The 14469-nt window shown below is 44.4% G+C and carries 14 protein-coding genes; all 14 read right to left on the bottom strand.

Translation table 11 applies throughout. The features are described from left to right. Window positions 1-21: 21 nt before the first annotated feature. Window positions 22-1002: a coiled-coil domain-containing protein gene (locus C9991_RS02220; RefSeq protein WP_232823225.1), complete on the bottom strand. Its 981-nt coding sequence runs from the start codon at window positions 1000-1002 to the stop codon at window positions 22-24. Window positions 1003-1294: 292 nt separating this feature from the next. Continuing rightward, entirely contained in the window at window positions 1295-2935 is a 1641-nt protein-coding gene (locus C9991_RS02225; protein WP_106810998.1) for a hypothetical protein, read from the bottom strand. A 786-nt stretch (window positions 2936-3721) separates the two neighbouring features. Continuing rightward, window positions 3722-4684 (bottom strand): Rossmann-fold NAD(P)-binding domain-containing protein, encoded by a 963-nt coding sequence (locus C9991_RS16815; protein WP_198643732.1) that lies wholly within the window; start codon window positions 4682-4684, stop codon window positions 3722-3724. A gap of 12 nt (window positions 4685-4696) precedes the next feature. Then, window positions 4697-5959, bottom strand: coding sequence for a glutamate-5-semialdehyde dehydrogenase (locus tag C9991_RS16820; protein WP_198643733.1), 1263 nt, complete (start codon window positions 5957-5959; stop codon window positions 4697-4699). An 18-nt stretch (window positions 5960-5977) separates the two neighbouring features. Then, window positions 5978-6736 carry a glutamate 5-kinase gene (proB, locus tag C9991_RS02235; RefSeq protein WP_106810999.1) on the bottom strand — a complete coding sequence of 253 codons (759 nt, stop codon included), beginning with the start codon at window positions 6734-6736 and terminating at the stop codon, window positions 5978-5980. A gap of 39 nt (window positions 6737-6775) precedes the next feature. Further along, complete coding sequence (locus C9991_RS02240) at window positions 6776-7564, bottom strand: pyrroline-5-carboxylate reductase family protein (protein ID WP_106811000.1); 789 nt, start codon at window positions 7562-7564, stop codon at window positions 6776-6778. A 20-nt stretch (window positions 7565-7584) separates the two neighbouring features. Beyond that, complete coding sequence (locus C9991_RS02245) at window positions 7585-8730, bottom strand: aspartate aminotransferase family protein (RefSeq protein ID WP_106811001.1); 1146 nt, start codon at window positions 8728-8730, stop codon at window positions 7585-7587. A 75-nt stretch (window positions 8731-8805) separates the two neighbouring features. Beyond that, window positions 8806-9213, bottom strand: a complete 408-nt coding sequence (locus tag C9991_RS02250) for a four helix bundle protein (RefSeq protein WP_106811002.1) — start codon at window positions 9211-9213, stop codon at window positions 8806-8808. Window positions 9214-9405: 192 nt separating this feature from the next. Then, window positions 9406-10386: an N-acetyl-gamma-glutamyl-phosphate reductase gene (argC, locus tag C9991_RS02255; RefSeq protein ID WP_106811003.1), complete on the bottom strand. Its 981-nt coding sequence runs from the start codon at window positions 10384-10386 to the stop codon at window positions 9406-9408. A 152-nt stretch (window positions 10387-10538) separates the two neighbouring features. Next, the gene (locus tag C9991_RS02260; RefSeq protein WP_106811004.1) at window positions 10539-10739 is read right to left on the bottom strand and encodes a PspC domain-containing protein; all 201 of its coding nucleotides are present in this window, start codon (window positions 10737-10739) and stop codon (window positions 10539-10541) included. A 255-nt stretch (window positions 10740-10994) separates the two neighbouring features. Continuing rightward, the gene (locus tag C9991_RS02265) at window positions 10995-12188 is read right to left on the bottom strand and encodes an argininosuccinate synthase (protein WP_106811005.1); all 1194 of its coding nucleotides are present in this window, start codon (window positions 12186-12188) and stop codon (window positions 10995-10997) included. A gap of 14 nt (window positions 12189-12202) precedes the next feature. Then, window positions 12203-12799: a GNAT family N-acetyltransferase gene (locus C9991_RS02270; protein WP_106811006.1), complete on the bottom strand. Its 597-nt coding sequence runs from the start codon at window positions 12797-12799 to the stop codon at window positions 12203-12205. A 64-nt stretch (window positions 12800-12863) separates the two neighbouring features. Further along, the gene (locus tag C9991_RS02275) at window positions 12864-13343 is read right to left on the bottom strand and encodes an arginine repressor (RefSeq protein ID WP_106811007.1); all 480 of its coding nucleotides are present in this window, start codon (window positions 13341-13343) and stop codon (window positions 12864-12866) included. Window positions 13344-13548: 205 nt separating this feature from the next. Next, window positions 13549-14268 carry a Bax inhibitor-1/YccA family protein gene (locus C9991_RS02280; protein WP_106811008.1) on the bottom strand — a complete coding sequence of 240 codons (720 nt, stop codon included), beginning with the start codon at window positions 14266-14268 and terminating at the stop codon, window positions 13549-13551. Window positions 14269-14469 lie beyond the last annotated feature (201 nt).

Here is a 14469-nt window from a genome sequence, read left to right on the forward strand (position 1 = left end):
CACCCTCTTCTGTATGTATCGTTAACAAATAATCGACTTTATCTCCTCTACAGTCTTTCCCATAACAACTGAGATTTCGTCTAACGACATGCCACGGTTGATAAGACTATTGATTGTAGCTTGCAATGTCTTCATATGTTCTGCAATCTGACTGTTTTGCTCAGCAATCTGATTGTTTTGCTCTGCAATCTGATTCTTTTGCTCAGTTATATACTGGTCTTGTTCTGCTATTTTCTTATCACGATTCATTATAGCTGTATCGCGATTCTCTATTGCTGTGAAGTATTCGTCTTCCACATTCATGTCTTGGCGCAACTTGGCATCAGAGGCGGCTGCAAGCAGTCGACGAAGAATATACATCATGTCTGTATCGTCTTCATAATTGTCTTCGTCGATATTGAGCATCTGACGATTGTACTTGTCCTTGTGAGTTTGGTCAAATACACTAAGTACCTTCTCTAACTTGTTGTTTACCCTGCCATGAAGTCGTGGAATCTGTACTATTATGCTATCATGGACAAGACTCTCTACGAACGGATCAGGGATGCCTTCTGTTACTTCGTTGCCATAATAGTCGTATGCCTTATGTACGGCATAAATTATCGGTTCTTTTATATCACCCACCTTATGACCAAGCAAATAAACAGTCACCATTGGTGTACCAAATTCGTGCGACTCTTCCTTGCCTATATTATCGGGATTGGCATATTGGGCACCAAGATATTGACGGAAACGCAAAGTCTCGGTCTCAAGCCATGTTTTCTGAAGTTCTATAAGCACTAAGTGTTGAGAGCCGTCGCTCTCGCGCACCTTGGCACCAAAATCAATACGAAACATTGAGATGTTGTCGCGAGTGCCGTTAGTGTATTCGTGTTTTCTAACTTCCACTTCAAGCACTTCTTTCTTAAGAAGAGCCGAAATTAGAATCTTTGCAATACGTAAATCCTCTACAAGATATTTAAATACCGAGTCGTAAATAGGGTTGGCTACTCTAAGAATCATAAAAACTCCTCCTTATTATAATATACACCACAAAAATACGTAAAGATTTTCTAAAATCCAAATATTTTGCTGTTTAATGGTTGGTTTTGACACGAGAACGATGTGGACCATCACTCCATTCCCAACCTTTTGAGCATATTCCTATTGGCATCAGCAAGCGAGGGGTCGAACATTGAGCGTATATATATCATTGTTGTTGACACCTTGGTGTGACCCATAGCCTTAGCAATGAGTTGCCATTGTTTGCAACACCCAATAGAAACGGGTGCTACAAACAAGTGGCGTCTTGCTGTTAGTTGACGTTAAGCTTAACGGTCTTGCCACCAGCCTTGACAACATACAGCCCCTTCTCTACTGGTGTAACGGCAGCAGTGCTGATAAGTTCGCCGCTTGCGCTATACACCTTAACGTCCTTAGCGTTCTGCACTACAATCTTGCCGTTATTGGCAAAGATGTTAACGCGCTTGGCTTCTGGACTGCCAACACTTGTAGGATAGGTCTCGAAGGCAACAACACCCGTAAGAACATTAATGCTAATTGATTTGAAGGTCATCTCCGTACCCTCCATATCAAGCTTTATGTTCATACCTTTGTTTGTTAGCTTCACCGGCTGGTCGAAAGGAATATACTCGCCATCGTAGGCTGTACCCCAATCGAATGTCATCCAATCATCAGACGCAAACTTAAACATCTCGCCATTCTTGATAGTTACATCGTTCCACACAACAATACCGTTGCCCATATCCTTGCCAACGAGTGAATTCTCAAACTGCCATTCGCTTGCCTCGCCTACTATATAGCAATCGGGGTAAACGTCGGTGCCTATGTTGAACTTCTCCCAAGTGTATTCTGATGTAGATTCCAGCTTGTTGTCAGAGTTGTACATACTAGAGGTTGCAATATTGCCATTCTCGTCGTATATTTCATTGGAATACGATGTTTCTATCCAATCATTTGTATCTTGACTCCAATCATAGAAATGTACGGTTTTATGTTGCTCGGATATAATATCTATATTATAACGCCAACCAGTATAAACGCCACCATAGTTCTCTAAATACGAGTAGAGTATAAGATCTCCATACTCGTTATAGCCTTCTTTTTGTTCGCCATTGACAACCCAGTCTTGCTTGGCAGCATCCCAGTCATATTTTCCATAAACAACGTTCACCTTACCAGGTGTACGCTCTTCAGATACTTCCTTGTTTCCCGACTGCCACTTCTTAGTGGTATTGTCCCAATCATACAAACGAAGACTCATATATCTGTAGTTTCCATCCCATTTCCACTCTTGTCTTGATGATGGCTTCCATTCGTTGTTAACATAATAGCTTTCTTCTTGCATTGTCATATGACCAAACGAATCGAATTCGTAAGCTGACTTATAGCCATGTGAAATAGCCCCAGTATCGTCGTAATCGAGATAATAATATAAGGTGTTAATTGGGGAACCATTGTAAACCCATACTGTTTCTCTTGTTTTGGCATAAGTATTAGGTGGGGCAACCAATTTCGATTCTACTTCCTTTGTTATGTTGCCGTTGTCGTCATACTCGTAAGTGATCATATACCCACCTATGATCTGACCGTCTTGATAAAAAGACGAGACTTTGGATTTAATATTTCCATTGTCCAAAAATTCAACCTCGGTTGTACCTGTTACGTTTCCGTTGGCATCCTTCTCAACAATCTTAGTATTGCGCCATTGCTCGTTGGTTACCACAATACTGCGGCTTGGTTTGTGCTTATCAGCCATCAAATTGTCGTGCTGCATATCACGTACTCTTTGTTCGTTGATAAACTTACCACGGTTGTCGGTTTGTGTCATTGGGTTAATACCTTGATTAATAACATTGGGCTTAGTGCCAACTTTCTGGGCAGAGGCGGACAATACGCATGCGAACAATCCTGCCAAAAGTAAATAATGCTTCATAATTTGTGTTGTTTTAAACGGGTTAGTACTATTTTGTTCGCAAATATACAACTTTATTCGTTTGGTATGGGTGTCATTGCGTAAAATAAATGTAGCATTGCGTAAAAAAATTGCCAAATTGAATGAAAACAATGAGGTATCGAATGAATACAATGAGGTATAGAATAAATACAATTATGCATTTCATTAAAAAACCTCAGTACCGTTTTTAGTACCATATAATCGGTACTGCAGTACCATATAGCTGGTACTGGAGTTTCAGTTATATAGTACTGCAGTTTATATTGACTGGTACTGGCGTTTATATTATATTCATTAAAGGTACATCCGAAATTTGGAGTGATAGAATTGTAAATTGCAGTTTATCGGGGATAAGCTCTTGTACTTGTATCTCCTTTGCTCGTAGTTCCCACAGAATTCACAGATTACACAGAAGCCTACGGGATTAAGGTTTTGGAATACACAGAGCGTATAGACGCTGCGCGTCATACGACAGAAGGCACAGAATTGATAGCTTGTGTAGCGTCGCCAAAGTTAAGTATGGTTCGCCGCCAATGGCGGCGCAAGCAATCATTTCTGTGGATTCTTGCATCGCGAAGCGTAGGCCATTCTGTGGATTCGAAAAGCTTAAGCCCGTAGGCTTCTGTGTGGTCTGTGCATTCTGTGGGAACTACATACAAAAGAACTACAAGTAAAATTATGCCTACAAAAAAAGGTATATTATACCTTTAGAAAGACATAATATACCTTAAGACAATAAAAACCGTATCTTCAGAAAGACAAGGCTTAAAGCGACTCCAGCATTCGCTTCATAACCACCTCAGCCGAAATCTCTCTGTTGGCAGCCTCAGGAATAACCAGCGAGTTGGCCGACTCTATAACATCGTCGGTAACGATAAGACCACGACGCACGGGCAGGCAATGCATAAACTTGCCATTATCGGTTACAGCCATGTGTTTGTCGTCTATAGTCCACGACATTTCCTTTGAGATAATCTTGCCATAATCGTCAGGATTGGTTACACCCGGACAACTCCAGTTCTTAGCATATACAAAGTCGGCACCCTCAAGCGCCTTCATCTGGTCGTACTCCACATGTGCATTGCCCACAAACTTAGGGTCGAGCTCGTAGCCATGCGGATGTGTAACTACAAAATCTACGTCTGCGGCATTCATCCACTCGGCAAACGAGTTGGGCACAGCTTGTGGCAAAGCACGACAATGAGGAGCCCATGAGAGCACTACCTTAGGACGTGCCTTGGTTTTATGCTCCTCAATGGTTATGAGGTCGGCAAAGGCCTGTAGAGGATGCACAGTTGCTGTCTCCATGGCAAATACTGGGCGTCCACTGTACTTAACAAACTGCGACACTATAGTCTCGGCATAATCGTACTCGCGGTCGGTAAGTCCGGCAAACGAACGTATGCCTATAAGGTCGCAATAGCTGCCCATAACCGGGATGGCCTCAAGCAGATGCTCCGACTTGTCGCCATCCATTATAACCCCACGTTCGGTCTCCAGCTTCCAAGCTCCGGCATTAACGTCAAGCACAATGACATTCATGCCAAGGTTCATGGCAGCCTTCTGTGTAGATAGACGGGTGCGCAACGAGTTGTTGAAGAAAATCATCAGCAATGTCTTGTTCTTGCCAAGATGCTGAAACTGGAAGCGGTCGCGCTTCACCTCTTGTGCCTCGGCGAGAGCTGCATTAAGGTCGCCAAGGTCTTGTGCATGGAAGAATGTTTTCATATTATAATTTTTTTACCCTCTTACTTGTCCCTCCCCGTCTATCAACCACTTGTATGTGGTTAAAGCCTGGAGTCCCATCGGACCACGCGGTCCAAGTTTCTGTGTACTTATACCTATCTCGGCACCAAGACCAAACTCGCCTCCATCGGTAAAGCTTGTGGGTGCATTCCAGTAGACACAAGCCGCATCCACCTGTTGTTGGAAGAGTTGTGCGTTCGACTCGGATGCTGTAATGATGGCCTCAGAATGTCCTGAACCATATCTGCGGATATGCTGCAGAGCCTCATCAATGCTGTCTACCGTCTTAATAGCCATAGTATACGACATAAACTCGGTGCCATATACCTCGTTCTCGGTATCGGGCGTCACAGCCATAATAAGGTTGTCGGGATATGCCGACTGGCTTAATACGGCATAAGCCTTATCGTCGGCGTATATCTTGACGTTCTTCTTGGCAAGAGGCGCGAGCAGTTGTGGCAAATCAGCAATTCGCTTGCTGTGTACAAGCAGACAATCGAGAGCGTTGCATACACTAACGCGTCTGGTCTTGCCATTCTCGATGATGCGCGCACCCATATCAGTATCGCCCAACTCGTCGAAATAGGTATGCACCACCCCAGCACCTGTCTCAATAACAGGTATGCGTGCCGTCTGCCGCACAAAGTCAATAAGGCGGCGTCCGCCACGTGGTATGCATAGGTCAATATATCCAACTGCAGTAAGCATCTGCTGTGTAGCCTCGTGTGTGGCTGGCAGCAGACACACCACATCATCGCTGATATTGTGGCGTCGCAGCACATCTTTTATAAGCGAAACTATGGCACGGTTTGAAGCATCGGCATCCTTTCCGCCTTTCAACACACAAGCGTTGCCTGTCTTGAAGCATAAGGCAAAGACGTCGAAGCTGACATTGGGTCGCGCCTCATATACAACCCCCACCACTCCATAAGGCACCCGTTGCTTGTGCAGACGCAAATTGTTAGGCAGCGTCTTGGCGTCGAACACCTCGCCAAGCGGGTTGTCGAGATGTGCCACATTGCGTAGGGCAGAAGCTATATCGTGCAGACGTTGCGGAGTAAGTTGCAATCGATCGTACAACGGATTGTCCTTATCCATACGACTAAGGTCGTTGGCATTGGCTACAAGTAGGTCTGAGATGTGCGCCTCTGTAGCGTCGGCAAGATCTAACAGCAGAGAAGTGCGGTCGGTCTCGCTAAGACGATTAAGGGTATATGAGGCGCAGCGAACTTTTGCAAATATATCATTCATAGGCATTAAGAAAAATAGGGGTCCTTATACAAACTCGGTATACGGCGTGTCCTTATCGCCTTGCAGCACCCTCTGCAATATATTCTCGCGGGTGCCATTAGCAATATACACATGTATGCCGGTATGGGCAACACTAAGTGCTGTGTTGCACTTGCTTGTCATGCCACCACGTCCAAACGAACTCTTGCTATCGGTGACATACTGTGCCACATCCTCTGCCGACCGAACCTTACGTATTGTAGGACGCGAGCCATCGGCGTCAGGATTACCAAGCAAGCCGTCCACATTACTTAATAGTATAAGGTTGTCGGCTTTCATCATCTGAGCCATAAGTCCGGACAGTTCGTCGTTGTCGGTGAACATAAGCTCGGTGATAGACACCGTATCGTTCTCGTTTACAATTGGTATTATGTTGTTCTCAAGCATCACACTGATGCACGACTTCTGGTTTTGGTATTGGCGCTCGGACAGGAAATTCTCCTTCATTGTAAGCACTTGACCAACATTTATGCCATACTCGCGAAACAGCGAGTAGTATAGATTCATAAGCTTTACCTGACCCATAGCAGAATAGAGCTGACGTTGCTCAACACTGTCTAATGGATGAACAGCCTTCATCTCTCCCCTACCGCAAGCCACAGCTCCCGATGATACCAGTATCAACTGATGGCCAGCACTATGCAAGGCAGCAAGCTGGTCGACAATGGCAGAGAGTCGCGATACATTAACATGTCCGTCGGCACGTGTAAGTATGTTGCTTCCTACTTTTACTACTGTAAGCATTGGTTGAATTTTGAATTGTGAGTTTTGAGTTTTGAAAACTCAAGATTTAACACTGTTCCTTAGTCCCTCAATCACGGCATTGGTGAATCCTTCCTTCTCCATGGCATTAAGGCCACGAATGGTAAATCCGCCAGGTGTAGTTACCTTATCTATCTCGGCTTCGGGATTTGCTCCACTCTTTTGCAGCAGCAAGGCAGCACCCTTTATTGTTTGAAGCACGATATCCTTAGCGGCATCTGCCTTGAAACCAAGCTCTACTCCACCCTCTGTAGCAGCGCGAACATAACGCATGGCATAGGCTATGCCACAAGATGCCAATGCCATACCGGCACCAAACTGGCGTGCCTCAACCGACATTGTCTCGCCTGCAGCATTAAACACATCTATAACAAGTTGCTCAGCCTCATCGGTTCCGCAAACACGTGTAATAAACGACATGGATGCGCCTACAGCGATAGCTGTATTGGGCAAAGCGAAAAACGTGGCTGGACACTTTCCATTGTATTCCACCCACGACTTTACCTGCTCGGCCTTTAAGCCAGCAGCCACAATAACAAGTACCTGACGCTCGGCATCAAGCACGTCGCTTATCTCTTCCATGACACTCTCTACAAGCCATGGCTTTACTACAAGAAACACTACATCACCCCATGCTGCAGCCTTGCGGTTGTCGGCATAAACCTGCACGCCTTGCTCGGCATATGGAGCAAGGCGGTCGGTATGAGGATTGGATATACTTATGTCGGAAGCACTGAAACTATCAGAACGCAAGAAGCCTTCAAGCATTGCACCGCCCATGGCTCCGACTCCAATTATTGATATATGCATAAATATATGTTTTAGATTATTTAGCAGCTGTGGGTAAGGCAGTTCTTAAACTTGACCAAGAACTCATCAGCATCATTCTTTGTAAGGCACAATGGCGGAAGCAGACGCAAGATATTGGTTGACGCGCAACCTGTGAAGCAATGCTCATCATGGATAAGACGCGAGCGAACCTCCTTGTGCGGAATGTCGAGCTCTATGCCTATCATCATGCCACGTCCGCGAACATCAACTATATGACTGTTATGCTTCTGCATTTCCTTGAGTTGACTGATAAGATAGTCGCCCACCTCGTGCGCATTCTGCACAAGTTGTTCCTTCTCAATAACATCAAGAACGGCAAGGGCAGCTGTACAAGCCAGATGATTTCCACCGAATGTGGTTCCGAGCATGCCATATACAGGCTTAAACTCAGGCGATATGAGCACGGCACCCATAGGGAATCCGTTGCCAATGCCCTTGGCACATGTTATGATATCGGGACGGATGCCAAGCCACTGATGGGCAAAGAACTTACCGCTACGACCGTAACCACACTGTATCTCGTCGCATATGAGCACGGCACCATATTTCTTGCAAGCAGCTTGCAAGCCCTTGGCAAACTCCTCGGTAGCCAAGCGTATGCCACCAACACCCTGTATGCACTCTATGATACAAGCAGCCACATCGCCCTTGGCAAGTTCGGTCTCCCATGCTTCGAGATCGTTAAGCGGAAGGAAGGTAACGTGGTTGTTGGCATTGATTGGCGCAATAATCTTAGGATTGTTGGTAGCCTCAACCGCCAATGAAGTACGGCCATGGAATGCTTTCTCGGCAGACAACACACGTGTCTTGCCCGTATGGAATGACGCAAGCTTAAGGGCATTCTCGTTGGCCTCGGCTCCAGAATTGATAAGGAAGAGCTGATAGTCGTCGTAGCCACATGCCTTGCCCAAACGCTCGGCAAACTGCTGCTGCAATGTATTGATTACTGAGTTGCTATAGAACCCAAGCTTATGCAGCTGGGCAGTAAGCATCTCCACATAATGTGGATGACAATGACCAATAGATATAACGGCATGGCCGCCATAAAGGTCAAGATACTCTGTGTCGTGGTCGTCCCAAACATGACAACCAAGACCTTTGGTGATATTAATATCAAATAGGGGGTAAACGTCGAATAGATGCATAATCTTATAGTGAAGAACGAAGAGTGAAGAACGAAGAATCCTATAGTTTTTTCTAATAAAGAAACTTATAGGTTCTTATTTAGCGTTCTTGTCATTCGTTTGGTTTAACTTATTTCTATTTTTTACAGTTTTTATTGAAGATACTAATATGGCAATGAGTTCATTACAATCCTCCAACATACTTTTATATTGTGACTCACTTATAAACCCCGTGTCATACATAAGATTAAGCCAATAATATGTTTCATTACATTCTTTCAATGCTATATGAAGTTTATTGACAAAATCCGACGAACTTTGAGCAAACTCCGCCTCTCGCACTAAAGCTCCTACAGCTGTCCCAGACCGAAAAACCTGATTTGTCAATGAGTATATTTTGGCAGGGCAATCAATATAGCTTACCATATTGATTATTCTCTTTGCAAAAGCATAGCTTTTATTATGTAAAGGAGATTGATCTCTCTTATATTTAAAATCATCCATAATTTAAGTGAAGAGTGAAGAACTAAGAGTGAAGAGTGAAGAACTAAGAGTGAAGAATCCTATAGTTCTAGTATTAGAAGAGTAAGAAAAAATAAATCTCAACCATATCAGTATTGGATTCTTCGTTCTTAACTCTTCGTTCTTCACTTTAAAAGCTATTGGATTCTTCACTCTTAACTCTTCGTTCTTCACTTAAAAAGCACTTGGTTTCAGTCTCAATCCCATGTCTTCCTCAATTCCAAACATCACATTCATGTTCTGCACTGCCTGTCCTACAGCACCCTTAAGAAGGTTGTCGATACAAGAAGTGATGAGGAGCTTGTTGCCATACTTCTCACAATGTATCAAGCACTTGTTGGTGTTAACTACCTGCTTGAGGTCGATAGGCTTGTCGACATAATGGGTGAATGGAGCATCATAATAGAAGTCCTTGTAGGCTGCAACAATGTCGTCGATAGGAAGTTCAGTCTTTACAACCTCAGTGGCAAAGATGCCACGGGCAAAGTCGCCACGATAAGGAATAAAGTCGATAGAGGCAGAGAAGTCGCCATTGCCGGCAAGTTGCTGCACTTGATTCAAGCTTTGGCATATCTCAGGCACATGCTGATGCTGGAAAGGCTTGTATATGCTCATGTTGTTGTTGCGCCAAGAGAAGTGGGTAGTGGCACCTGGTTTCTGACCAGCACCAGTTGAACCCGTTATAGCATTAACAGATACATCGTCGTTGATGATACCAAGCTTGGCAGCAGGAAGCAATCCAAGCTGAATGCAGGTGGCAAAGCAACCAGGGTTGGCAACATGCTGCGCCTTGGCTATATCGGCACGGTTTATCTCGGGCAAACCATACACATAGTCGTTGCCCTCGCGCTTTAGACGGAAGTCCTGTGCAAGGTCGATAATCTTGACGTTATCCGGAATCTTATGCTCCTTCAGGAAAGCCTCGCTCTTGCCATGCCCAAAGCAGAAGAACACAACATCCACATCATCGAAAGGCATATCAGAAGTGAAGCGCAGGTCGGTCTCGCCATAAAGACCCTCGTGCACATCGGTAATAAGGTTGCCGGCATTACTCTCACTATTGATAAACGTAATCTCGGCTTCAGGGTGATTGAGAAGTATGCGGATAAGTTCGCCAGCTGTGTAACCGGCTCCGCCAAGGATACCTATTTTCATATTATAAGAAAAAAGCCTCACCCCTAACTCTACCACATATAGAGGAGAATAGTATGTGAGACGTGATTGAGAAGCCCCACCCTCTTCCCCCTTGTGAGGAGAATTGAATGTGAGGCGTGATTAATTACTAATAGAGAAGTAGGCCGCGCTCCTTATGGAGTTGGGCTTATCTCCTTCGGCATTATAATCCAAAGTAGGATATATACGAGTGTACCGCTGAATGCTGTGCATACTGTAAGCAGCACATAAATCACACGAACAAGGGTTGGGTCAAGTTCAAAGTAATCGGCAAGTCCACCACAAACGCCACCCAACATACAATTGGTGGACGAACGCTGAATTCGTTTATTCATTGTCGTAAATGTTTTGATTATATATATAACTGAACTTTCGCAAGTTCAGAGAATTCAGAAGTTAAAGGAGTTAGCGCTCCCTACGGTCGCTAGAATTTATAGCCATTACTCTTTTTGCTGAATATTCAGCTATAAGACATACGGCTTTAAATTCTATAACTTCTTTAATTTCTATAACTTCTGAACTTGCGAAAGTTCAATATATAATGTATGACGTTGCGGTTGACCTAAAAGTTGCAGTTGTTACCGCTTACCTTATCGCTGCTCGTCGGGATGAATACCGTAGTATACACGCAACGGAGTAGAGAGAACTTTGATAAAGCCCTTAGCCTCCTCGGCAGTCCAACCGTGCTGCATCTCACCATACTCGCCAAGTTTAGACTTAAGCAAGTCGTCCTTACTGTCGACACCTACAGTCTCGAATCCAAGAGGACGCAACTTGAGGATTGCTGTACCGTTGACATTACGCTGCGACGATGTGAGCATAGCCTCGATATCGGGCATAACAGGCTCAAGATACTGGCTCTCGTGTAGGAACATGCCATACCAGTTGGCCACCTGATCCTTCCAATACTGCTGCCACTTGCTGAGTGTATACTTCTCAAGAAGACGGTGAGCCTCAATAATAAGCTTAGGAGCAGCAGCCTCAAAGCCAACTCGTCCCTTAATGCCGATGATAGTATCGCCTACATTGCAGTCGCGACCTATGCCGTAAGCGGCACCTATCTCCTCTATCTTTTGAATGGCAGCAACCTTGTCGTCAAACTTTTCTCCATTGACAGCAACAATCTCGCCCTTATCAAATGTAATCTTCAGCTCCGACTCGTCCTCACGAGTAACGTGCTTAAGGTAAGCCTCCTCGGGCAATCCCTGTGTAGAGTCGAGTATCTCGCCACCGCAGATGCTGGTACCCCAGATACCTACGTTATAAGAATACTTAAGCTTGGTGAAGTCGGCAAAGAATCCATTCTCGTTGAGATAGTCAACCTCTTCCTTACGCGAGAGAGCCTTGTCGCGTGTAAGTGTGATAATCTCCACACCCGGCGCCATAACAAGGAATGTCATGTCGAAACGAATCTGGTCGTTGCCCGCACCAGTAGAACCATGCGCAATGGCATCGGCACCAATCTGCTTGGCATAGCGTGCAATGGCAATAGCCTGGAATATACGCTCAGACGACACCGAGATAGGATAGCAATTGTTACGCATAACGTTGCCGTAAATCATATACTTCAACGACTTCTCGTAATACTCCTGTGTAACGTCGAGTGTTACATACTGCTTTGCGCCAAGCTTATAGGCATTCTCCTCATTAGTCTTAAGCTGTTCGGGAGAAAAACCGCCGGTATTAGCACATGCGGCATGCACCTCATAGCCTTCCTTGGCAAGTTTCATTACTGTGTACGAGGTGTCAAGACCTCCTGAAAATGCTACTACAACCTTTTTCATATTGACATATTTATTTAACTCTCCAACTTCTTAATTCTTTCAATCACATTCTCTGGCAACTTAGCAGGCAGGTGTTCTTCTGGATCGTACAACATTCCGGTACAAATGCAATACTTGCGACCAGTACGCTTGAGCACGTCAACATTGATACAGCCCTCGCATCCACGCCAGAAAGCCTCATCGTCAGTAAGGTCGGCAAAGGTTACAGGATGATAACCCAACTGGGTGTTCATAGCCATAACCGCGGCTCCACTGGTAAGAGAGAAAATCTTAGCATGCGGCCAACGTGTACGAGCCAATGTGAAGGTAAGGTCCTTGATGCGCTTAGCCACGCCAAGACCACGGAACTTAGGGTCAACGATAAGACCCGATGTTGTGACGTACTGCTTGTTGCCCCATGTCTCAATGTAGCTGAATCCGACAAACTCGTCGCCATAAAGGGCTATAACAGCCTTGGCCTCCTTCATCTTGGTGGCAACATACTCGTGTGTACGTTTTGCTATACCTGTGCCGCGCACCTTGGCAGCCTTCTCTATGGTATCGAGTATCGTGTCGACATATTTCTCGTGTGATGGGTCGGCTACCATCACGGTTATATCTTCTTTATTCATTATATGAATGTTGAATTATTTGAGTGGTGATAATTCTTAATTCCTAATTCTTAATTCCTAATTCTTAATATTCCATTCCCGGCACAATAGAGCTAAGTCCCTTAAGCACCTGCTCTTGCGTAGCACCCTCTTTAATGACAATAAATATAGTATCGTCGCCGGCGATGGTGCCTATAATCTCCTCGATATGTCCATTGTCGATGTTGTATGCAATGGAACTGGCATAGCCAGGTCGGGTGCGGATAACGCCTATATTGCCTGAAAAACTGATAGAACGGTAACCGGGTATGCGCAGCATCTCAGATGCCATACGTGGAGTTGGCACACGCTTGTACATTGTCTCGTTAGGCAATACATAAACATACTTGCCATTCATACTTGCAGCCTTTGCTACTTTGAGCTGCTTGAAGTCACGGCTAAGCGTAGCTTGCGTTACGGAATAGCCTTCCTGGGCGAGTGCTGAAAGCACCTCTTCCTGACTTCCGAGCTCCTTGCTCGATATAAGCATCTTCAATGTTTCTATTCTGTCGCTTTTTAACTTCATAATTGCTATGTCTGTATATTTATTCGGTTTTCCAAGTGCAAAAGTATAAATAATTGAATAAACAACCAAACAATTACGCATAAAAATGTAAGGAAAAATAACAAAAAGCAATTAGCGAGTTATATCCATGTATATTTATACAAAAAGCCCTCCCGTTTTGCGGGAGGGCTATAAAGGGTTTTAAAAATATCGACGATTCCTAATATTATTCCTTTCTTCCGAATATGCGAAGCAGATAGAGGAAGAGGTTGATAAAGTCGAGATAGAGAGTCAAGGCACCAAGGAGCGCCAACTTCTGCGACATCTCTCCACCATTGGGTGCCTCAAGACACATCTGCTTAATCTTCTGTGTGTCGTAGGCTGTAAGACCTACAAAGATAAGGACACCTACATAGCTGATGATAAGGTCGAAGCCTGTACTCTGTACAAAGAGATTGACAACAGTGGCTATGATAAGACCGAGAAGTGCCATAAAGAGAAGCTTGCCCATTGAGGTAAGGTCGGTCTTAGTAGTATAGCCCACAAGAGCCATCAAGCCAAACGTGCCTGCCGTTATAAAGAACGTCTTGGCAATAACCGCCATTGAGAAGGCAAAAAATATAACCGACAATGTGGCACCATTAATAATCGAATAGAGCACAAACAACAATGTTGCTGTAGACAGCGACATACGCGTGATGGCTCCGCTAATGGCCATAACAAGACCAAACTCGGCTATAATCAAGCCCCAAAACAACACCTTGCTTCCAAAGATAGCAGCAACGAGCGCAGGCGACGAAGCCACGCCAAAAGCTGTTATACCTGTTATGGCAAGTGCAAGGGTCATCCATACAAACACCTTACGCATAAGCGCAGGGAAAGCAGATGATAGAGCATAGTTGCCGTCGCGATACTGCTCTACATCAGTCCAATTTTCCTGTTTCATAATCGTTTTCTTTCTTTAAAAATTGTGTTGATATTATTGATTTATTTATATTTCATCTTACATATTCAACTTATATCATTGGGTATTTATTCTATTTATCAATTCAATCCATCTGCAAATATAATGGTTTAATTTTCAAAAGACAAATAGTGTGCCGTAAATTTGAGAATTATTAATAAGTATAGTTTAAACTCTATACAA

Source organism: Prevotella merdae (genome assembly GCF_900290275.1).
Lineage (GTDB): Bacteria > Bacteroidota > Bacteroidia > Bacteroidales > Bacteroidaceae > Prevotella > Prevotella merdae.

What these genes read in the sequence shown, in the direction of transcription:
- C9991_RS02220 (WP_232823225.1), bottom strand. Translation starts at nt 1,002, where the DNA reads ATGATTCTTAGAGTAGCCAACCCTATTTACGACTCGGTATTTAAATAT.
- C9991_RS02225 (WP_106810998.1), bottom strand. Translation starts at nt 2,935, where the DNA reads ATGAAGCATTATTTACTTTTGGCAGGATTGTTCGCATGCGTATTGTCC.
- C9991_RS16815 (WP_198643732.1), bottom strand. Translation starts at nt 4,684, where the DNA reads ATGAAAACATTCTTCCATGCACAAGACCTTGGCGACCTTAATGCAGCT.
- C9991_RS16820 (WP_198643733.1), bottom strand. Translation starts at nt 5,959, where the DNA reads ATGCCTATGAATGATATATTTGCAAAAGTTCGCTGCGCCTCATATACC.
- proB (WP_106810999.1), bottom strand. Translation starts at nt 6,736, where the DNA reads ATGCTTACAGTAGTAAAAGTAGGAAGCAACATACTTACACGTGCCGAC.
- C9991_RS02240 (WP_106811000.1), bottom strand. Translation starts at nt 7,564, where the DNA reads ATGCATATATCAATAATTGGAGTCGGAGCCATGGGCGGTGCAATGCTT.
- C9991_RS02245 (WP_106811001.1), bottom strand. Translation starts at nt 8,730, where the DNA reads ATGCATCTATTCGACGTTTACCCCCTATTTGATATTAATATCACCAAA.
- C9991_RS02250 (WP_106811002.1), bottom strand. Translation starts at nt 9,213, where the DNA reads ATGGATGATTTTAAATATAAGAGAGATCAATCTCCTTTACATAATAAA.
- argC (WP_106811003.1), bottom strand. Translation starts at nt 10,386, where the DNA reads ATGAAAATAGGTATCCTTGGCGGAGCCGGTTACACAGCTGGCGAACTT.
- C9991_RS02260 (WP_106811004.1), bottom strand. Translation starts at nt 10,739, where the DNA reads ATGAATAAACGAATTCAGCGTTCGTCCACCAATTGTATGTTGGGTGGC.
- C9991_RS02265 (WP_106811005.1), bottom strand. Translation starts at nt 12,188, where the DNA reads ATGAAAAAGGTTGTAGTAGCATTTTCAGGAGGTCTTGACACCTCGTAC.
- C9991_RS02270 (WP_106811006.1), bottom strand. Translation starts at nt 12,799, where the DNA reads ATGAATAAAGAAGATATAACCGTGATGGTAGCCGACCCATCACACGAG.
- C9991_RS02275 (WP_106811007.1), bottom strand. Translation starts at nt 13,343, where the DNA reads ATGAAGTTAAAAAGCGACAGAATAGAAACATTGAAGATGCTTATATCG.
- C9991_RS02280 (WP_106811008.1), bottom strand. Translation starts at nt 14,268, where the DNA reads ATGAAACAGGAAAATTGGACTGATGTAGAGCAGTATCGCGACGGCAAC.